This is a genomic window from Nocardioides sp. JCM 18998, from assembly GCF_055391535.1.
Map to the genome: position 1 here is coordinate 348,979 of NZ_AP043886.1, position 18,678 is coordinate 367,656.

Annotated in this window: 17 protein-coding genes and 1 tRNA gene; 8 read left to right on the plus strand and 10 right to left on the minus strand. The window is 70.7% G+C overall.

All coding sequences use genetic code 11. The features are described 5' to 3' along the window. Positions 1-2: 2 nt before the first annotated feature. From ACZ5L9_RS01690 to ACZ5L9_RS01710, 5 genes are all read right to left on the minus strand, one after another. Positions 3-671: a DUF1028 domain-containing protein gene (locus ACZ5L9_RS01690; RefSeq protein WP_464532929.1), complete on the minus strand. Its 669-nt coding sequence runs from the start codon at positions 669-671 to the stop codon at positions 3-5. Beyond that, complete coding sequence (locus tag ACZ5L9_RS01695) at positions 668-1,123, minus strand: RidA family protein (RefSeq protein WP_464532932.1); 456 nt, start codon at positions 1,121-1,123, stop codon at positions 668-670. Before ACZ5L9_RS01695 ends, ACZ5L9_RS01690 begins: the two co-directional genes overlap by 4 nt. A gap of 57 nt (positions 1,124-1,180) precedes the next feature. Further along, on the minus strand, positions 1,181-2,671 hold the full coding sequence (locus ACZ5L9_RS01700) for an aldehyde dehydrogenase (RefSeq protein WP_464532937.1): 1,491 nt from the start codon (positions 2,669-2,671) through the stop codon (positions 1,181-1,183). A gap of 35 nt (positions 2,672-2,706) precedes the next feature. Continuing rightward, complete coding sequence (locus tag ACZ5L9_RS01705) at positions 2,707-4,797, minus strand: oxidoreductase (RefSeq protein WP_464532941.1); 2,091 nt, start codon at positions 4,795-4,797, stop codon at positions 2,707-2,709. A 146-nt stretch (positions 4,798-4,943) separates the two neighbouring features. Beyond that, complete coding sequence (locus tag ACZ5L9_RS01710) at positions 4,944-5,873, minus strand: LysR family transcriptional regulator (RefSeq protein WP_464532945.1); 930 nt, start codon at positions 5,871-5,873, stop codon at positions 4,944-4,946. A gap of 211 nt (positions 5,874-6,084) precedes the next feature. Here ACZ5L9_RS01710 and ACZ5L9_RS01715 point away from each other — a divergent pair, with 211 nt between their 5' ends. Next, positions 6,085-7,356, plus strand: coding sequence for a flavin-containing monooxygenase (locus ACZ5L9_RS01715; protein WP_464532949.1), 1,272 nt, complete (start codon positions 6,085-6,087; stop codon positions 7,354-7,356). Between the two features lie 238 nt (positions 7,357-7,594). On the opposite strand, the gene ACZ5L9_RS01720 is transcribed toward ACZ5L9_RS01715, so the two are convergent. Continuing rightward, positions 7,595-9,115: an APC family permease gene (locus ACZ5L9_RS01720; RefSeq protein WP_464532953.1), complete on the minus strand. Its 1,521-nt coding sequence runs from the start codon at positions 9,113-9,115 to the stop codon at positions 7,595-7,597. A 299-nt stretch (positions 9,116-9,414) separates the two neighbouring features. Between ACZ5L9_RS01720 and ACZ5L9_RS01725 the strand changes: the two genes are divergently transcribed. Continuing rightward, positions 9,415-9,837 (plus strand): PPOX class F420-dependent oxidoreductase, encoded by a 423-nt coding sequence (locus ACZ5L9_RS01725; protein WP_464532958.1) that lies wholly within the window; start codon positions 9,415-9,417, stop codon positions 9,835-9,837. Between the two features lie 18 nt (positions 9,838-9,855). Here ACZ5L9_RS01725 and ACZ5L9_RS01730 read toward each other — a convergent pair whose 3' ends face one another. Together ACZ5L9_RS01730 and ACZ5L9_RS01735 are read right to left on the minus strand one after the other, a co-directional pair. After that, on the minus strand, positions 9,856-10,182 hold the full coding sequence (locus ACZ5L9_RS01730) for a GroES family chaperonin (protein WP_464532963.1): 327 nt from the start codon (positions 10,180-10,182) through the stop codon (positions 9,856-9,858). Beyond that, positions 10,179-10,439: a DUF3618 domain-containing protein gene (locus tag ACZ5L9_RS01735; RefSeq protein ID WP_464532966.1), complete on the minus strand. Its 261-nt coding sequence runs from the start codon at positions 10,437-10,439 to the stop codon at positions 10,179-10,181. The genes ACZ5L9_RS01730 and ACZ5L9_RS01735 overlap by 4 nt, the downstream gene beginning before the upstream one ends. A gap of 35 nt (positions 10,440-10,474) precedes the next feature. Here ACZ5L9_RS01735 and bcp point away from each other — a divergent pair, with 35 nt between their 5' ends. Both bcp and ACZ5L9_RS01745 read left to right on the plus strand, forming a co-directional pair. Continuing rightward, on the plus strand, positions 10,475-10,945 hold the full coding sequence (gene bcp / locus ACZ5L9_RS01740) for a thioredoxin-dependent thiol peroxidase (RefSeq protein ID WP_464532969.1): 471 nt from the start codon (positions 10,475-10,477) through the stop codon (positions 10,943-10,945). Positions 10,946-10,949: 4 nt separating this feature from the next. Next, positions 10,950-11,240, plus strand: coding sequence for an antibiotic biosynthesis monooxygenase family protein (locus tag ACZ5L9_RS01745; RefSeq protein ID WP_464532971.1), 291 nt, complete (start codon positions 10,950-10,952; stop codon positions 11,238-11,240). Here the strand turns inward: ACZ5L9_RS01745 and ACZ5L9_RS01750 are convergent. Next, positions 11,229-11,301 (minus strand) — tRNA-Leu (locus tag ACZ5L9_RS01750). The two genes, ACZ5L9_RS01745 and ACZ5L9_RS01750, sit on opposite strands and share 12 nt — an antisense overlap. Before the next feature lie 100 nt (positions 11,302-11,401). Between ACZ5L9_RS01750 and ACZ5L9_RS01755 the strand changes: the two genes are divergently transcribed. Both ACZ5L9_RS01755 and ACZ5L9_RS01760 read left to right on the plus strand, forming a co-directional pair. Then, complete coding sequence (locus ACZ5L9_RS01755) at positions 11,402-11,827, plus strand: hypothetical protein (protein WP_464532974.1); 426 nt, start codon at positions 11,402-11,404, stop codon at positions 11,825-11,827. Between the two features lie 26 nt (positions 11,828-11,853). After that, a complete protein-coding gene (locus ACZ5L9_RS01760) occupies positions 11,854-12,501 on the plus strand; it encodes a Maf family protein (protein WP_464532977.1) in 648 nt (215 codons plus the stop codon). Here the strand turns inward: ACZ5L9_RS01760 and ACZ5L9_RS01765 are convergent. Beyond that, positions 12,425-12,994 (minus strand): GtrA family protein, encoded by a 570-nt coding sequence (locus tag ACZ5L9_RS01765; protein WP_464532979.1) that lies wholly within the window; start codon positions 12,992-12,994, stop codon positions 12,425-12,427. The genes ACZ5L9_RS01760 and ACZ5L9_RS01765 overlap by 77 nt on opposite strands. 215 nt (positions 12,995-13,209) lie before the next feature. Between ACZ5L9_RS01765 and ACZ5L9_RS01770 the strand changes: the two genes are divergently transcribed. Then, complete coding sequence (locus tag ACZ5L9_RS01770; RefSeq protein WP_464532982.1) at positions 13,210-15,009, plus strand: acetyl/propionyl/methylcrotonyl-CoA carboxylase subunit alpha; 1,800 nt, start codon at positions 13,210-13,212, stop codon at positions 15,007-15,009. Positions 15,010-15,244: 235 nt separating this feature from the next. After that, positions 15,245-18,646 carry a pyruvate carboxylase gene (locus tag ACZ5L9_RS01775; RefSeq protein WP_464532985.1) on the plus strand — a complete coding sequence of 1,134 codons (3,402 nt, stop codon included), beginning with the start codon at positions 15,245-15,247 and terminating at the stop codon, positions 18,644-18,646. Positions 18,647-18,678 lie beyond the last annotated feature (32 nt).

Below are 18,678 nucleotides of genomic sequence, written 5' to 3' on the forward strand. Positions count from 1 at the left end.
ACTCACTCGTCCCCCGGGACGCCGTACGAGGGCGCGGCGGTCGGGTCGAGGCCGCGCGTGACGTAGTCGTCGCGCTGGGGCAGCCACACCGCGAGCAGGTCGCGCAGCTCCTCGATCGGCGCCTCGCTCCAGTCGACCCGCAGGTCGGTCTCGCGCCAGGGCACCTCGCGCATCACGGACAGGCCGGCCGAGTGGACCGGCCCGGCCTCGCCGCCCGCGGCCAGACCTGCCTCGAGGGCCTCCAGCAGGCGCTCCTCGAGCTCGCCCGAGGACCCCTCGAAGGCCTCGACGACGGCGTCGACGACCTCGGGGCCGGCCAGCATGTTGCCCGCCGCGACCACACCGGCCCCGACGCGCTGGTGGTGCACGCCGAGCGCCCTCTCCCCGGAGTACGCCGCGCCGGTGCCGTCGAGCCCGAGGACCGTCAGCTGCCGGTGCTCGATGAGCGCGCGGCCCTCGACGACGCGGTCGATCGCGGCGCGAGCGCCGACGCCGGTCTCGAGTGCGTCCAGCAGCGCGGTGCCGAGACGCGGATCGGTGACGTTCTGCGAGGACGCTCCACCGACGCCCGCGCGCAGGTGGATGCAGCGTGCCGCGACGGCCGGGCTGGACGAGGTGACGGCGATGCCGACGGCTCCGCTGCCGTCGGTCCCGAGCACGGAGAAGGTCACTTGGCCTGCTCCGGGATCACGGCGATCGCGTCCACCTCGACGAGCCACTCGGGCCGGGCGAGGGCCGAGACGACGAGCCCGGTCGAGATCGGGTGCACGCCCTTGGTCCAGCGCCCGATGGTCCGGTAGACGGTCTCGCGGTAGCGCGGGTCGACGATGTAGATCGTCAGCTTGACCAGGTGCTCCATCGCGGCGCCGGACTCCTCCAGCAGCATCTTGATGTTGCTCATCGCTCGCTCGGTCTGCGCCTCGACGTCGCCGATGCCGACGGACTCACTGGTGTCGAGGTCCTGCCCGATCTGGCCCCGAACGTAGACCGTGTTGCCGGCCACGACGGCCTGGCACAGGTCGTTGTCGAGGTTCTGCTCGGGGTAGGTGACGCTGGTGTTGAACGGACGGATCCGGGTGTGTCCACCCGCGACGATCGGCGCCGGGACGTTCGAGGTGGTCATCTCATTCCTGCTTTCTGCTGGTGGTCCGGCGCGAGCCGGGTGGAGGAGTCCGGGTCGTCAGGCGTTGTTGAACCAGGTGGTCTTCAGCGCCGTGTAGTTCAACAGGGCGTGCAGCGACAGATCGCGACCGAAGCCCGACTGCTTGAAGCCGCCGAAGGGCGTCGACACGTCGAGCGCGTCGACGGTGTTGACCGAGACGGTGCCGGCGCGGAGCGCGGCGGCGGCGCGGTGCGCCTGTCGCAGGTCGTCGGTCCACACCGAGGCGGCCAGGCCGTAGATCGAGTCGTTGGCCACCGCGATCGCCTCCTCCTCGGAGTCGACCTCGATGACCGCGAGCACGGGCCCGAAGACCTCTTCACGGGCCAGCGTCGCGGAGCCGGTGATGCCCTCGACGATGGTCGGCGGGACGTACGCCGCTGTCGGCGCTCCCTCGACGGTCGGGCCGCCGAGGACGATGCGGCCCTCGCGGCCGGCGATGTCGATGTAGTGGCGGACCCGCTGGGCGTGGGCCTCGCTGACCATCGGGCCCATCGTCGTGGCCGGGTCGAGCGGGTCGCCCGGGGCGATCCGGCTCGCCCGCTCCAGGACCTTCTCCAGCAGCCGGTCCTTGACCGAGCGCTCGACGACGAGGCGGGAGTTGGCCGAGCAGACCTGGCCCTGGTTGTAGAAGATGCCGGCGCAGACGCCGTCGGCGACGGCGTCCAGGTCGGCCACACCGGAGAGGACCACGTTGGCGCTCTTGCCGCCGCACTCGAGCCAGACCGACTTCATGTTGGACTGGCCGCTGTACTGCAGGAACAGCTTGCCGACGGTCGTCGAACCGGTGAAGGCGAGCGCGTCGACGTCGGCGTGGAGGCCGAGCGCCCGTCCGGCGACCTCGCCGGCGCCGGGGACGACGTTGAGCACGCCGTCGGGCAGTCCCGCCTCGCCGGCGAGCTCGGCGAGCCGCAGGACCGAGAGCGGTGACTCCTCGGACGGCTTGAGGACCACCGAGTTGCCCGAGGCGAGCGCGGGCGCGAGCTTCCACATCGCCGTCTCGAGCGGGTAGTTCCACGGCACCACGGCGGCGACCACGCCGACGGGCTCGCGGGTCACGATGGCGAGCTGCCCGGGTGCCGTCGGGGCGACCTCGCCGTACAGCTTGTCGATGGCCTCGGCGTACCACTGCAGGATCGCGGCGGTGCCGGGAGCGTCGATCGTCGAGGTGTCGGCGATCCGCTTGCCGGCGTCGAGCGAGTCGAGCAGCGCGAGCTCGTCGGCGTGCGTACGGATGAGGCCGGCGAGCCGCAGGAGCACGGCCTTGCGCTCACCCGGGGCCCGTCGGCTCCAGCGGCCGTCCTCGAAGGCGCGCCGGGCGGAGGCGACCGCCCGGTCGACATCGGTCGCGTCGGCCTCGGCGACCTCGGCCAGGACGTCGCCGGTCGCCGGGTTGATCGTCGCGGCGCGGCCACCGGAGGCGCTGGCGACGAAGCCGCCGTCGATCCAGAGCTGGTCGCGCGGCACGATCGCGGCCGCGAGAGCGCGCCACTCGGCGGCGGTCTTCGTCATGTCGGGTCTTCCTTCGGTCAGGGTCGAGAGGTGGGTCAGGACAGGAGGAGCGGGAGCGGGGCGAGGCCGGTGACCTCCCGGCGGAACGGCACCTCGTCGTTGGAGGGCAGCGTGGCGTCGAACTCCTCGGCAGCCCGCCGCCCGCTCCACACCGCTGCGGCGATCGTGCCCGGTGCCCAGGCGTCGCCGATGCCGCGCACCGACTGAAGCTCCCCACCGTCGCGTCGCGCGACCAGGTCGAGGTAGAGCTCCTCGCGCGGCAGGCGCGCGGTGACCATGACCACGGCGTCGCACTCCAGATCCCGCTCCTGGCCGGCGTAGACGTCGCGGACCTTCACGCCACCCGGCATCACCTGGGTCACGGCGTGGTCGGTCACCCGGGTGATCCCGTTCTCGATGAGCCGGCGCTGGATCCGGTTGACCTCGAAGGTGTTGTTCGTCCACGACGAGACCTGCGAGGTCGGCGTGACGATCGAGACCTCGTAGCCGCGCTGCGCGAGCAACTCGGCGACGACGCCGCCCATGTAGTAGTGGTCGTCGTCGTAGACGACGACCTTCCTGCCCTCGGGCATCCTGCCGGCGAACAGGTCGTCGGGGCCGAGGACCTGGGCCCCTTCGGCGATGGGGAGGGCGGTGGTGTGGAAGCGCGCCACGCCATCGGTACGCCACGTGGACCCGGTCGCGACCAGGACGTGCTCGAACCCGAACTCGACGATGTCCTCGCCGCTCATCGGGCTCTCCCGGTAGATCTCCACGTTGGGCAGCTCGGCCAGCACCGCCTCGCGGTACTCCACGACCCGACCCCACGCCGAGAGACCGGGCAGCGCCGACTCCTGCCTGACCCGGCCGCCGAGGTCGCGACCGGCCTCGGCCAGCACCACGTCATAGCCGCGCACGCCCAGGGCGCGGGCGGCCTCGAGCCCGGAGGGGCCGGAGCCGACCACCAGCACCCGGGTGTCGCTCTCCTTGGCCCGGATGTGCTCGGGGTGCCAGCCGCGCCGCCACTCCTCGCCCATGCTCGGGTTCTGCGTGCAGCGGATCGGGGACATGGTCAGGTCGCCGGAGACGCAGATGTTGCAGCCGATGCACTCCCGGATCAGGTTGAGGCGACCGTCGCGGATCTTGTTCGGCAGGAACGGGTCGGCGATGGAGGGGCGCGCGGCGCCGATCAGGTCCAGGATGCCGGCCTTGATCTGACGCACCATCGCGTCGGGCGAGGTGAACCTGCCGACGCCGACGACCGGCTTGGTGGTGAGCTTCTTCAGCCCCGCGACGAACTCCTCCTGTCGGCCCTCCGGCCCGAACCGCGAGGTGACCGAGTCGCCCTCCCAGCTGCCCATCGCGAAGTCCCACAGGTCCGGCAGCTCGCCGAGCTCGCGCAGCACGCCCTCGATGTCATCGCGGGTGATGCCGTTCTCGATCTCCTCCTCGACGGTGATCCGGCAGGCCACCGCGGCACGGCCGGCGACCTCGTCGAGGGTGTCCTCGAGCAGCTCGCGCAGCAGTCGCATCCGGTTGAGCAGGGACCCGCCGTACTCGTCCGTGCGCTGGTTGTAGCGCCGGGAGAGGAAGTGGTGGACACCGCTGTAGCCGTGTGCCCCGTAGACGTAGATGACGTCGTAGCCGGCCTCGAGCGAGCGCCGCACCGCGTTGCGGTGCCAGCGACGCAGGTCGTCGATGTCCTGCTTCGTCATCGCGCGGGCCTGGATCGGCGCGATGGTGTCGGGCGCTACCGGCAGGTGGCCGGGGCCCATCGGGGTCTCGCGGCTGAGCTGGTTCGGTGCGTTCATGCCGTTGTGGGCCAGCTCGATGCCCGCCAGGCCACCGCCCTCGTGGATGGCGTCGGCGATCCGCTTCAGGGCGGGCAGGTCCTGGTCGTCCCAGATCCGCAGCTCGATGAACGGCGCGATGTCGGAGGTGGCGTGGATCTCGACCTGCTCGGTGCACACCACCGACCAGCCGCCCTCGGCCTTGATCTTGCGCATCGCGGCCTGGGCGCTCGGGTCTCGATAGCCCATGCCGTTGCAGTGCGGCACCTGGTAGAAGCGGTTCTTCGTGGTCAGCGGGCCGATCTGGACCGGCTCGAACAGGATGTCGTACCGGCTGGCGGTCGATTCGTCACTCATCAGATTGCCCTTCAACATCGCTGAGGCACGCGCCGCACGGGGCGCGTTCGCTGCTGGTCGCGAGGTCGCCGGACGGTGCCCGTCGTCGGCGTTCGCCTCGCTGCCCCAGAAGCGTAAGGAGGCGGCGGCCCTCCTGTCGAGACGATCTAACCGGCGCCGAACATCGACTCAATCGATCCTTCGGAGCGCAGCTGATCGAGCATCTCCTGCACCGCCGACATGCGCCGGGTCGGCCGCACGCCGGCGGCTCGGATCAGCACGACATCGAGTGCTGGGGCGGGGTGGTCGATGTCCACCGCGACCACCCCGTGACCATCGGGGCCGGCGCCGCTGCGCGGGCGCGCGTTGAGCACGGTGTAGCCGAGTCCTCGCGCCACCAGGGCCCGGCAGGTCTCGGCGCTGGTGGAGCGGAACCGGATGCTCGGCGCCAGGCCGACCGAGGCGAAGACCTCGGCGAAGTACTCCCGGCTGTGCGGGAGATCGAGCAGGGCGAGCGGCTCGTCGGCGAGCTCCTCGAGCCTGACCTTGCGACGCTTCGCCAGCCGGTGGCCCTGCGGGAGCAGAACGTACGGCTTGAGCGTGTACAGCGGGACCGTCTCCAGCCGGGGGTCGGCGGTGATGTCGTAGCCGATCCCGAGCTCGAACCTACCGGTGGTGATCCCCTCCACCAGCTCGGCGAGGTCGACCTCGCTGGTGTTCACGGCCAGCATCGGCAGCCGGGTCGAGGCCTCGGCGAGCAGCTCGGGCAGCACGTACGGCGCCAGCACGCCGAAGCAGGCGAGGTGCAGGGTCCCGCCCACCTCGTTGCCGAGGCCGCGGGCCTCGTCGGCCAGCTCGGTGGCGTGCCGCAGGAGCTGCCGGCTCGCGGTGAGCAGCTGCTCGCCGGCCGGCGTGAGGGAGACACCCCGGGCGTGGTGGCGCAGCAGCAGCTGGACGTCGAGCGCTCGCTCGAGCTCGACGAGGGCGGTCGACAGCGCCGACTGCGAGAGCGGGATCGCCTGGGCTGCGGCGGTGACGCTGCCCGCCTCGGCGACGGCAACGAAGTACTCCAGCTGCCTGAGGGTGTACTGAGCCATGACGTCTCCTCATCGACACGTGTACCGATCCGGCACCGGGCCGGCGTCGCCTCGACGCGGCCGATGCCCAGCAACCCTAGCGCTTCATCGATCAAGCCGAACCAGATCACCAAGAACATCTGTTGGACAGGTCGTTGGTCGAGCCAGAGGATTCCTGGGACGGCGGATCGATGCCGCGTCGCAGCATTTCGCCCTGCAAGTGGAGGTAAGGATGTCGAGTCAAGAGGTGGAGGTGCTCGTCGTCGGCGGCGGCCAAGCCGGCGTCGCGATGAGCGAGCACCTGGGCGCCAGCGGCGTGCCGCACGTCGTGCTGGAGCGCGGGCGCATCGCCGAGCGGTGGCGCTCCGAGCGCTGGGACTCCCTGGTGGCCAACGGCCCCGCCTGGCACGACCGCTTCCCGGGACTCGAGTTCCCCGACGTCGCCCCCGACGCCTTCGCCAGCAAGGACCAGGTCGCCGACTACTTCAGCGCCTACGCGGAGAAGAACGGCTCACCGATCCGGTGCGGCGTGGAGGTCACCTCGGTCCGCAGGAACGCCGGCCGACCGGGCTTCATGGCGGAGACGTCGGAGGGCACCATCGAGGCGCGCTTCGTCGTCGCGGCGACCGGCCCGTTCCAGACCCCCGTCTTCCCGCCGATCGTTCCCGCCGATGCCGGCGTGCTGCAGATGCACTCGAACGCCTACCGCAACCCCGCCCAACTCCCCGACGGTGCCGTGGTCGTGGTCGGCGCGGGCTCCTCGGGCGTGCAGATCGCCGACGAGCTGCGCCGATCCGGTCGCGATGTCTACCTCTCCGTCGGAGCGCACGACCGGCCTCCGCGGCAGTACCGCGGCCGCGACTTCTGCTGGTGGCTCGGGGTGCTGGGCCTGTGGGACATGGAGACGCCGCCGGCCGGGGCCGAGCACGTCACCATCGCCGTCAGCGGCGCCCACGGCGGCCACACCGTCGACTTCCGCGGGCTCGCCGCCAGCGGCATCGGCCTGGTCGGCCTCACCGCGTCGTATGCCGACGGGGTGCTGCGCTTCGCGAGCGATCTCGAGAAGAACATCGCCGCGGGCGACGCCAACCACCTCGCGCTGCTCCAGGCCGCCGACGAGTACGTCGAGCGCAACGGTCTGCACCTCCCCGAGGAGCCCGAGGCGCACCTGCTCGGTCCGATGCCGAAGGCCGCGACGGACCCGCTGCTGGAGCTCGACCTGGCCGCGGCGGGCGTCGGCACCATCATTTGGGCGACCGGCTACACCACCGACTACGGCTGGCTCCAGGTCGACGCCTTCGACGAGCGCGGCAAGCCGGTCCAGCGTCGCGGCGTCTCCGCCGAGCCGGGCGTCTACTTCCTCGGCCTGCCGTGGCTGTCGCGCCGCGGCTCGAGCTTCATCTGGGGCGTGTGGCACGACGCGAAGTACGTCGCCGACCACATCAACACCCAGCGCAGCTACCTGGCCTACGACGCCGAGCACGGGGCCGAGCACGGGGCCTGACGAGGCGCCACAGCCGCAACGGGCTGCCACCGGGATCCGATCCCGGTGGCAGCCCGTTCGTCGTTGTGCCGGCTGTTGTTCCCAGCGGTTGCGCCCGGAGGTAGCCCGGTGCCTGCGCAGTGCCACCCAAGCGTCCGCGTCCCCGGGCCGCCCGCAGCGCCTCCACGCCCTTCACACGACAGCACGCCCGCGACCCTGAGGTCGCGGGCGTGCTGTGCAGCGAGGTGGCGGTCCGTTCTCAGCCCACGTGCTCCGGCTCCGCGGCGATCACGACGGCGTCGACGTCGTCGCCCCGGAGACGGCGCCACGCGTAGCCGCCCACGGCGATCAGCATGACCACGGCGAGCGTCCCGATGGTGAAGACCTCGAAGGTGGTGCGGGAGACGCTCCACGTGCCCTCGAAGTCGTAGTCGACGCCGAAGACCTTCTCGAGCACGCCCGGGAAGACGGCGACGAACGAGCCGAACGCGACCCACAGCGTGGTCAGGCCGACGCAGATCGTCATGCCGACCCGGCCGCCGGGGACCCGGAACGGTCGCACCACGTCGGGCTGCGTACGGCGGAGCATCGCGACCGACGGCAGGATGATCAGGTAGCTGAGCAGCAGCGTCGTGATCGCGATCGTCAGCACGACACCGAAGATGGCGGCCGCGCTGCCGGAGACGATCTGGGTCGCGAGGATGCAGAACACCGTCGCCACGACACCCGAGAGCAGGTTGACCCGGACAGGCGTCTCGAGCTTCGGGTGGAACGTGCCGAAGAACTTCGGGAACGATCCGTCGACGCCGGCGATCGCCTGGACCCGGTCCGAGCCGATCATCCAGGCGGCGCCCTGGTGCAGGAGCGTGAAGATGAACAGCAGCGCCACGATCTTCAGCATCGTGCCCTGCGCGCCGCCGTACACCGAGAAGACCGTGTCGACGGAGTCCATGAACCCGCCGGCGCCGGTGATCTGGCTGGCCGGCAGGACCACGAGCATCGCGAGGATCGGGACCAGGTAGGAGAACGTGGCGATCGTGCCGGAGGTGGCCACCGAGATCGGCACGTCGCGCTGCGGGTCGCGCATCTCCTCGGCGGCGCCACTCTCCGCCTCGTAGCCGGACACCGCGAACAGCAGCACCGGCGTCACGGCGAGGAAGCCGGCCCACGACGGCGCGTAGTCGCCGAACGCGTACCCGTGCACGCCGTGCTGCGCCCCGTAGATCACCACGGTGAGCAGGAAGAAGGCCACCAGGGAGAGCTTGATGATCGTGCCGACGTTGAGGAAGTACTTGCCCAGCCGGATGCTGACGACCGCCGCCAGGATCCCGAGCCAGATGAAGACGATCTTGAAGGTGTAGTCGCCGAACGAGCCCGACCTCAGCGGGCTGATGAAGCCGTCCCAGGTGGCCGTGGCGAGGAAGACCAGCGAGCCGCCGAGCCAGACCGGGTTCGTGATCCACCACAGCATCGTCGAGATCGCGGCGGCGAGCCGGCCGAAGGCGAGCTTCACCCAGAAGTACGGCCCGCCCTCCTGGGAGAACGTGCTGCCGAGCTCGGCGGTGATGAACGCGTACGGCACCAGGAACGTCGCCGCGATGATGATGCCCCAGGTGAAGGACTCGGCGCCGCCCGCTGCGGCGATCTGGGCGATGCTGTCGATCGCGAACGTCGCACCGACGGTGAAGAAGATGAGGTCGAGCCGGCCGAGGCTCCGGGTCAGCTCGACAGCCTTCCCGACGCCGGACGTCGCCTCATGGGGCGCATGGTTCACGGACACGACTCCTCCTGGTACCTGTGGCAGCCATCACATCAGTGGCCGTTGGGTCTCACCTTGGGCGCGCCGCCTCCCCTTGTCCAACAGATAATCTTCGCGTTGAGCATCTATTCGCTCGATGTTTTGCGTGGGGACGCGGCCGACCCGACGCCGATGCTGATCGACGGATGTTACGGCCGGGTTTCGTCGAGATGCCGCGGCGTCGACCGCCAGCCGCACTTCCTCGATCCAGAAGCGCTATTTCTCCGATGCGCCGCAGCAGCTCCGACCGCGTCCGTCCACCCGACGGGCATGCTGGGACCATGGAGATCCACGAGGCGCTCGCGGTCGCGCGTGACCGCAACCAGTCCACGCTCACCACGATCAAGCGCGACGGCCGGCCGCAGCTGTCCAACGTCGTCCACACCCTCGGCGACGACGGGCTGCTCCGCGTCTCGATCACCGCGACCCGGGCGAAGTACCACAACCTCGTCCGTACGCCGTGGGCCGCGCTGCACGTCAACGGGCCGGACTTCTGGTCGTACGTCGTGCTGGAGTGCGACGCCGACCTGTCGCCCGTGGCGCAGGACCCGCATGACGCCACCGTCGACGAGCTGGTCACCGTCTACACGGCGATCTCGGGCAAGGAGCACCCCGACTGGGAGGACTACAGACGCTCGATGGTCGCCGATCAGCGGGTCGTGCTGCGACTGCGCCCGCAGCGGGCGTACGGAGCTCTTCGCTAGCACCGTACGGCCGGATCGCTACAGGTAGAGACCGGTCGACTCGGCCGACACCCGCTTGGCCGCGACGGCGTGGACGTCGCGCTCGCGCATCACGATGTAGAGCTCGCCGGACACCTCGACCTCGGACTTGTCCTCGGCGTCGAACAGGACCCGGTCGCCGATCTCGACGGCGCGCGCGTGCGGGCCGACGGCGACCACGCGCGACCAGGAGAGCCGGCGCGCGCCCATCGCGGCGGTCGCCGGGATGACGATGCCGCCGGTGGAGCGACGCTCCCCCGCCTCCCGGTCGAGCTCCACGAGGATCCGGTCGTGGAGCATCTTGATCGGCGTCTTGCTGGAGGTCACGAGCGGTTCGAGAGCTTCCGCAGGGCGACGAAGAGGACGATCGTGACGACGACGCCGCCCACCGTCTTGCCGATGTTCGCGGTCTTGGGCTGGCCGGTCGTCGGGTCGACGTAGACCGCCTTCACCGCCGCCGCCTGCCGCGAGGCGATCGTCTTCGGGCTCGCGCGGTACACGAGTTGATCGATCGTGTCGGAGAGACGCTCGCGCGTCTGCTCGATCTCGCGCTCGAGAGCGGCGTTGCTGTCTGCCTTGGCCATGCGACCCAAGATATCGGACCGGTAGGTTTGCGCCTATGAGCCGTCTTGCCGCAGGTGACACCGCCCCCGACTTCAGCCTCGCCGACGACACCGGCGCGATGGTCTCCCTCGACGAGCTGCGCGGGCGCAAGGTGATCGTCTACTTCTACCCCGCCGCGATGACGCCGGGCTGCACCAAGCAGGCCTGCGACTTCACCGACTCGCTCGCCTCGCTCCAGGCGGCCGGCTACGAGGTCGTCGGCATCTCGCCGGACAAGCCGGAGAAGCTGGCGAAGTTCCGCGAGCGCGACGGCCTCACCATCCGGCTGCTCTCCGACGCCGACCGCACGGTGATGCAGACCTACGGCGCGTTCGGCGAGAAGAAGCTGTACGGCAAGGTCGTCGAGGGCGTCATCCGCTCCACGTTCGTCATCGACGAGACCGGCAAGGTCGAGCTCGCCCAGTACAACGTCAAGGCCACGGGTCACGTCGCCAAGCTGCGCCGCGACCTCAAGCTCGACGCCTGACCCGGTGATCCTCGAGCACGCCGTGCTGCCCGTACGCCCCGGCCAGGAGGCCGCCTTCGAGGCGGCGATGACGCAGGCGCTCCCGATCATCCGCCGCCAGCCGGGCTGCCGGCGGGCCGAGGTCTCGCGCTGCGTCGAGCAGCCGTCGACGTACCTGCTGCTGGCGGAGTGGGACTCCGTCGAGGCGCACGAGGAGGGCTTCCGCACCTCGGCGGACTACCAGGAGTGGCGCGGCCTGCTGCACCACTTCTACGACCCGTTCCCGACGGTCCTGCACTTCGAGTGCGCCCGGTGAGATTCGAACTCACACTGGTACGGACCTAAACCGCATGCCTCTACCGTTGGGCTACGGGCGCTCGCGCCGATCCTAGGGGCCATCGGCACCCGGGCGAACACTGCGTGAACTCCGGTGCCACACCGGTGCCCGAGGGGCCGAAGGGCTCTAGCGTGCCCGCCATGTCGAACGTGCGCTGGTACGCCGCGTGGGCGGTGGCGATCGCCCTGCTGATCGCGCTGCCGATCGTGGTCGTGCTGACGCACGCCAACAGCGCGACAGCGAGCTCGGCGAATCCGTTCGCACCGGCCTCGAGTGCGGCGCCCACACCCAGCCCGAGCCCCACGCAGAGCGAGGAGCCGAGCGGTGGGCCGGCGCCGGCCCTCACCGACGTACCGCTGTGCGCGAACGTCTGGCAGGACGGCAGGCTGCTGAGTCCGTCCTACACGGGGTGCCAGGACCAGGGCGCCGTGGTGAAGCCGAGGAAGGACGGCTGCCTGGTGACCTACCGCGAGACCTGGTGGGCCCGGCCCGGCCAGGAGGTCCGCAAGGCCGACGGCAGGGTCAGCACCGACAAGCGCTACGCGATCGCCCGGAGCCACTGCTGAGGCGGTCACCTGGAAGACTGGTCGCCATGACCACGCTCGTGCTGGCCTCGCAGTCCCCCGCCCGCCTGCAGACCCTCCGCAACGCCGGGGTCGAGCCGGTGGTGATCGTCAGTGGGGTCGACGAGAGCCAGCTCGACGGGCTCGCGCCGCGCGAGCTCGCGCTCGGCCTGGCCCAGTTGAAGGCTCGCGCCGTCGCGGGCCGCGCCGAGGTGCCGTCGGGTGCCCTCGTCCTCGGCTGCGACTCGGTGCTCGAGCTCGACGCCCCCGGCTACCAGGACCGAGCGCTCGGCAAGCCGCACACCGCCGAGGAGGCCGTGCGCCGCTGGCACGACATGCGCGGGCGCAGCGGCGTGCTGGTCAGCGGCCATGCCCTCATCGACACGGCGAGCGGTCGCGAGGAGAGCGCCTTCGCGACGACCACCGTCCGCTTCGCCGACGTCTCCGATGAGGAGATCGCGGCGTACGTCGCGACCGGTGAGCCGCTCCAGGTGGCCGGCGCCTTCACCGTCGACGGTCTCGGCGGCGCGTTCGTCACCGGCATCGAGGGGGACCACCACAACGTGGTGGGGGTGAGTCTGCCGCTGGTGCGCGAGCTGGTCAGCGCACTGGGTCATTCGTGGACGACGCTGTGGACCCGCCCCGACGCTCATCCGACGACGCGGTCGGCGTACTGACGCCGACCTCCGCCCCGGCGAGGGCGTGCGGGTCGTCGTACACCTCGGTGTAGTGGATGGGCCGCTTGAAGACGAAGCGCCGGAACAGGTAGAACCGCGCCACCTGCGAGACCAGCAGGCCCACGACGTTGCCGGAGATGTTGTCGGCCAGGCCGCTGGTGTAGCCGAGCCAGTGCCGGCTCACCCAGAGGCAGCCGACCGGGATCGTCACCATCGTGATGATGTTGATGATCGCGTACGAGATGAAGCCCTCGCCCGGCTTGCGATCGGCGCGATCCTTGAACGTCCAGCGCCGGGAGAGCTCGTAGGAGACGAGCATGCCGACGGCGTGCGAGACGATGTAGGACCAGGTGATGTGCCGGTAGAGCGGCGACCAGATGTGCTGCGGCTCGTAGGCCAGCCAGTTGTAGAGCAACACCGCCACCGCGGTGGAGATGGCACCGACGGCCATGAACCGCGTCGCCTCGCCCGCGATCCTTCTCCACCTCGACACGGCCGCAAGCCTAGGCGACGAAGCGAGCGGCAGCGCGAACGAGGGACGAGTTCTGGCGCTGGCCGCGAGCGAGGACCCGGCGCGAAGCGCCAGGCGACGAAGCGAGCGGCAGCGCGAACGAGGGACACGGACGTAACGGCCGTCACACCCGGAGGGGCCGATTCGCCGGTACAGTCGGCCCGATCGTCCATGAGGGCGTCGGAGCTGATCGAGGAGTGACGTTGAGCAAGCCGCTGGCCAAGGTGCTGATCGCCAACCGCGGAGAGATCGCCGTACGTGTGATCCGGGCGTGCAAGGACGCGGGCATCGGCTCCGTCGCCGTCTACGCCGAGCCGGACCGCGACGCCCTGTTCGTCCGCCTTGCCGACGAGGCGTACTCCCTCGATGGTGCGACCCCGGCCGACTCCTACCTCTCGATCGAGAAGATCCTGAAGGCGGCCGCCGACTCCGGTGCGGATTCGGTCCACCCCGGCTACGGCTTCCTCGCCGAGAACGCCCAGTTCGCCCAGGCGGTCCTCGACGCCGGGCTGATCTGGATCGGCCCCTCCCCCGCGGCGATCGACGCGCTCGGCGACAAGGCGAAGGCCAAGCAGATCGCCCTCCAGGCCGGCGCCCCGCTCGCACCGGGCCTCAAGGACGCCGTCAAGGACGCCGACGAGATCGTCGCCTTCGCCCAGGAGTTCGGCCTGCCGGTCGCCATCAAGGCGGTCTTCGGCGGCGGCGGTCGCGGCCTCAAGGTCGCCCGTACGCTCGAGGAGATCCCGGAGCTGTTCGAGTCCGCCACCCGCGAGGCGGTCTCCGCCTTCGGCCGCGGCGAGTGCCTGGTCGAGAAGTTCCTCGACAAGCCGCGCCACGTCGAGACCCAGTGCCTCGCCGACAGCCACGGCAACGTCGTGGTCGTCTCCACCCGCGACTGCTCGCTCCAGCGTCGCCACCAGAAGCTGGTCGAGGAGGCGCCGGCCCCGTTCCTCAGCGAGGAGCAGGTCGCCCGCCTCTACGAGTCCTCGAAGGCGATCCTGCGCGAGGCCGGCTACGTCGGCGCCGGCACCTGTGAGTTCCTGGTCGCAGCGGACGGAACCATCTCCTTCCTCGAGGTCAACACCCGCCTCCAGGTCGAGCACTGCGTCTCCGAGGAGGTCACCGGCATCGACCTGGTCCGCGAGATGTTCCGCATCGCCGCGGGCGAGGAGCTCGGCTACGGCGACCCGGAGATCAAGGGCCACTCGATCGAGTACCGCATCAACGCCGAGGACGGCGGCAACAACTTCATGCCGGCGCCGGGCACGCTGACCAAGTGGAACCCGCCGCAGGGCCCGGGCATCCGCGTCGACGGCGGCTACGAGGTCGGCGAGACCATCCCGGGCGCCTTCGACTCGCTGATCGCCAAGCTGATCGTCACCGGCCGCGACCGCACCCAGGCGATCGAGCGCTCGCGCCGCGCCATCGCGGAGTTCGAGGTCGACGGCATGCCGACCGCGCTCACCTTCGACGAGGTCATCGTCAACGACCCCGCCTGGGTCGGCGCCTCCAACCCGACCGGCGAGGGCTCCTTCGACGTCTACACGACGTGGATCGAGACCGACTTCAACAACACCATCTCGCCGTACCAGGGTACGAACGACACCGAGGGCGAGGCCTCGGACGAGCGCCAGACCGTCGTGGTCGAGGTCGGCGGCAAGCGCCTCAGTGTCGTCATCCCGGCCAGCCTGGGCGGCCTGGGCGGTGGCTCCGCCGCCGGCGCCGCGGGTGCGAAGAAGCCGAAGCGCGCAGGAGGCAAGAAGGCCGGCGCCGCGATCTCCGGCGACGCCGTCGCATCCCCGATGCAGGGCACCGTGGTCAAGGTCGTCGTCGAGGAGGGCCAGGAGGTCGCCGAGGGCGACACGATCGTGGTCATCGAGGCGATGAAGATGGAGCAGCCGCTCAAGGCGCACAAGGCCGGCACCGTGACGGGCCTGACCGCCACTGTCGGCGAGACCGTCGGCAACGGCGCCGTCATCTGCGAGCTCAAGGACTGACGAGCAGCACCGGACTCACCGCGAACAGTCGGTGACGGCGACGCCTCGGCGTCGTTCCGTCACCGACTGTTCGCCTTTCCGAGGGACCGCCCCGCCGAGCGGCCCGGGACATGGGGCCTGGGTCGGCGCCGGGTGTGACGACGGTGAACTCGAGGCCGTTCTGATCGGCGGCGCCCGGCCTCGAGTGCATGGACGTTGACTGCCGAGTAACTTTATGCACCGCTACGGTTGGCTCATGTTCCGCAAGATCCTGGTGGCCAACCGTGGTGAGATCGCGATCCGAGCTTTCCGTGCGGCCTACGAGCTCGGCGCCAAGACCGTCGCCGTCTACCCGTACGAGGACCGTGGGTCCGAGCACCGACTGAAGGCCGACGAGGCCTACGAGATCGGCGAGCCCGGCCACCCGGTCCGCACCTACCTCGACCCCGAGACGATCGTCGCGGCCGCGGTCAAGGCCGGCGCCGACGCGGTCTACCCGGGCTACGGCTTCCTGTCGGAGAACCCGGCGCTGGCCGAGGCGTGCGCCCGCGAGGGCATCACGTTCATCGGACCCTCGGTCGAGGTCCTCGAGCTGACCGGCAACAAGGCCACCGCGATCGCCGCCGCCAAGGCGGCCGGTGTGCCGACCCTGCAGAGCGTCGAGCCGTCCACCGACGTCGACGCTCTCATCGAGGCCGCCCAGGTCATCCCGTACCCCCTGTTCGTCAAGGCCGTCGCCGGTGGCGGCGGTCGCGGCATGCGCCGCGTGGACGACCCCAAGCTGCTGCGCGAGGCCGTCGAGACGTGCATGCGCGAGGGCGAGGCCGCCTTCGGTGATGCGACCGTCTTCATCGAGCAGGCCGTCGTCGAGCCGCGCCACATCGAGGTCCAGATCCTCGCCGATGGTGCCGGCAACGTGATGCACCTGTTCGAGCGTGACTGCTCGGTGCAGCGTCGTCACCAGAAGGTCGTCGAGATCGCGCCCGCGCCGCACCTGGACCCCGAGCTGCGCGAGCGGATGTGCGCCGACGCCGTCCGGTTCGCGAAGGCGATCGGCTACTCGTGTGCCGGAACGGTGGAGTTCCTGCTCGACCCGGCCGGCAACTACGTCTTCATCGAGATGAACCCGCGCATCCAGGTCGAGCACACGGTGACCGAGGAGGTCACGGACGTCGACCTGGTCCAGTCGCAGATGCGGATCGCCTCCGGCGAGACCCTCGCCGACCTGGGCCTGTCGCAGGAGACCGTGCACCTGCGCGGTGCCGCGCTGCAGTGCCGCATCACCACCGAGGACCCGGCCAACGGCTTCCGCCCCGACACCGGCACCATCACCACGTACCGCTCCCCCGGCGGCGCGGGCGTCCGGGTCGACGGCGGCACCACCTTCACCGGCTCGGAGATCAGCCCCCACTTCGACTCGATGCTGGCCAAGCTCACCTGCCGCGGCCGGACCTTCGAGGACGCGGTCAAGCGGGCCCGACGTGCTCTGGCGGAGTTCCGGATCCGCGGCGTCGCGACCAACATCCCCTTCGTCGCGGCTCTTCTCGAGGACGAGGACTTCATCGCGGGCCGCGTGACCACGTCGTTCATCGAGACCCACCCGCAGCTGCTCACCGCGCGCGCCTCCGGCGACCGCGGCACCAAGCTGCTCACCTACCTGGCCGACGTGACGGTCAACAAGCCGAACGGCGACGCCCCGGTCTCGGTCGCCCCGGTCAGCAAGCTGCCCGCGCTCGACCTGTCGCTGCCGATCAAGGACGGCTCGCGCCAGAAGCTGCTCGAGCTCGGCCCGGCCGGCTTCGCGGCCGCACTGCGTGCCCAGCAGGCGGTGGCCGTCACGGACACCACCTTCCGTGACGCACACCAGTCGCTGCTGGCCACCCGGGTCCGCACCCGCGACCTGCTCGAGGTCGCCGGCCACGTGGCCCGTACGACCCCCGAGCTGCTCTCCCTCGAGGCGTGGGGCGGGGCAACGTACGACGTGGCGCTGCGGTTCCTGTCCGAGGACCCGTGGGAGCGTCTCGCGGCCCTGCGCGAGGCCGTGCCGAACATCAACCTGCAGATGCTGCTGCGCGGGCGCAACACGGTCGGCTACACGCCGTACCCGACCACCGTGACCAACGCCTTCGTGGCCGAGGCCGCCGCGACCGGCATCGACATCTTCCGGATCTTCGACGCCCTCAACGACGTCGAGCAGATGCGGCCCGCGATCGCTGCGGTCCGCGAGACCGGCTCCACCATCGCCGAGGTCGCGCTGTGCTACACCGGCGACCTGTCGAACCCGGACGAGAAGCTCTACACGCTCGACTACTACCTGCGCCTGGCCGAGCAGATCGTCGACGCCGGCGCCCACGTGCTGGCCATCAAGGACATGGCCGGCCTGCTGCGCGCCCCCGCCGCCCGCACCCTGGTCACCGCGCTGCGGCAGAACTTCGACCTGCCGGTCCACCTGCACACCCACGACACCCCCGGCGGCCAGCTCGCCACCCTCACCGCCGCCATCGAGGCCGGCGTGGACGCCGTCGACGCCGCCACCGCGGCCATGTCGGGCACCACCTCGCAGCCCTCGCTGTCCTCGCTGGTCGCGGCGACCGACTACACCGATCGCGAGACCGGCCTGTCCCTGGCCGCCGTCAACGCGCTCGAGCCGTACTGGGAGGCCGTGCGCCGCGTCTACGCGCCGTTCGAGTCGGGCCTGCCCGCGCCGACCGGTCGCGTCTACCGCCACGAGATCCCCGGCGGCCAGCTCTCCAACCTGCGCCAGCAGGCGATCGCGCTCGGACTGGGCGAGCGGTTCGAGGAGATCGAGGAGATGTACGCCGCGGCGAACGACATCCTCGGGCGTGTCCCGAAGGTGACCCCGTCCTCGAAGGTGATCGGCGACCTCGCTCTGGCCCTGGTGGCCGCGGGCGCCGACCCGAAGGCCTTCGCCGCCGACCCGGCCTCCTACGACATCCCGGCCTCGGTCATCGGCTTCCTGCACGGCGAGCTCGGTGACCCGCCGGGCGGCTGGCCCGAGCCGTTCCGCTCCAAGGCCATCGAGGGCCGCCCCTGGAGCGACCCGTCCTCGGCCGCCCTCTCCGCCGAGGACGAGGCCGCCCTGGCGGGCGACTCCGCCACCACGAGCCTGGGGCGACGTACGACCCTGAACCGGCTGCTCTTCCCCGGACCGACGCGCGACTTCGCCGAGGCCCGCTCCACCTGGGGCGACGTCTCCGTGCTCGACACCCTCGACTACCTCTACGGCCTGCGCGCCGGCGAGGAGCACGTCATCGAGCTCGAGCCCGGCGTGCAGCTCTTCGTCACCATCGAGGCGATCTCCGAGCCCGACGAGCGCGGCTACCGCACCGTGATGGCCACCCTCAACGGCCAGCTGCGTCCGATCTCGGTGCGCGACCGGTCGGTGTCGGCCGAGGTCGCCGCCGCGGAGAAGGCCGACTCCTCGGTCCCCGGTCAGATCGCGGCGCCGTTCCAGGGCGTCGTCACCATCTCGGCGAAGGTCGGCGACACCGTCGCGGCCGGTGACACCATCGCCACGATCGAGGCGATGAAGATGGAGGCGGCCATCACCGCCCCCATCGCCGGCACGGTCCAGCGGATCGCGCTCAGCGGCACCCAGTCGGTCGAGGGCGGCGACCTGGTGCTGGTGCTCGGCTGATCCCAGGAGCTACGAAAGTGTCACCGTGACAG

Coding starts and splice junctions, on each gene's coding strand:
- ACZ5L9_RS01695 (WP_464532932.1), bottom strand. CDS start 1,123: ATGACCACCTCGAACGTCCCGGCGCCGATCGTCGCGGGTGGACACACC.
- ACZ5L9_RS01700 (WP_464532937.1), bottom strand. CDS start 2,671: ATGACGAAGACCGCCGCCGAGTGGCGCGCTCTCGCGGCCGCGATCGTG.
- ACZ5L9_RS01705 (WP_464532941.1), bottom strand. CDS start 4,797: ATGAGTGACGAATCGACCGCCAGCCGGTACGACATCCTGTTCGAGCCG.
- ACZ5L9_RS01710 (WP_464532945.1), bottom strand. CDS start 5,873: ATGGCTCAGTACACCCTCAGGCAGCTGGAGTACTTCGTTGCCGTCGCC.
- ACZ5L9_RS01715 (WP_464532949.1), top strand. CDS start 6,085: ATGTCGAGTCAAGAGGTGGAGGTGCTCGTCGTCGGCGGCGGCCAAGCC.
- ACZ5L9_RS01725 (WP_464532958.1), top strand. CDS start 9,415: ATGGAGATCCACGAGGCGCTCGCGGTCGCGCGTGACCGCAACCAGTCC.
- ACZ5L9_RS01735 (WP_464532966.1), bottom strand. CDS start 10,439: ATGGCCAAGGCAGACAGCAACGCCGCTCTCGAGCGCGAGATCGAGCAG.
- bcp (WP_464532969.1), top strand. CDS start 10,475: ATGAGCCGTCTTGCCGCAGGTGACACCGCCCCCGACTTCAGCCTCGCC.
- ACZ5L9_RS01755 (WP_464532974.1), top strand. CDS start 11,402: ATGTCGAACGTGCGCTGGTACGCCGCGTGGGCGGTGGCGATCGCCCTG.
- ACZ5L9_RS01760 (WP_464532977.1), top strand. CDS start 11,854: ATGACCACGCTCGTGCTGGCCTCGCAGTCCCCCGCCCGCCTGCAGACC.
- ACZ5L9_RS01775 (WP_464532985.1), top strand. CDS start 15,245: ATGTTCCGCAAGATCCTGGTGGCCAACCGTGGTGAGATCGCGATCCGA.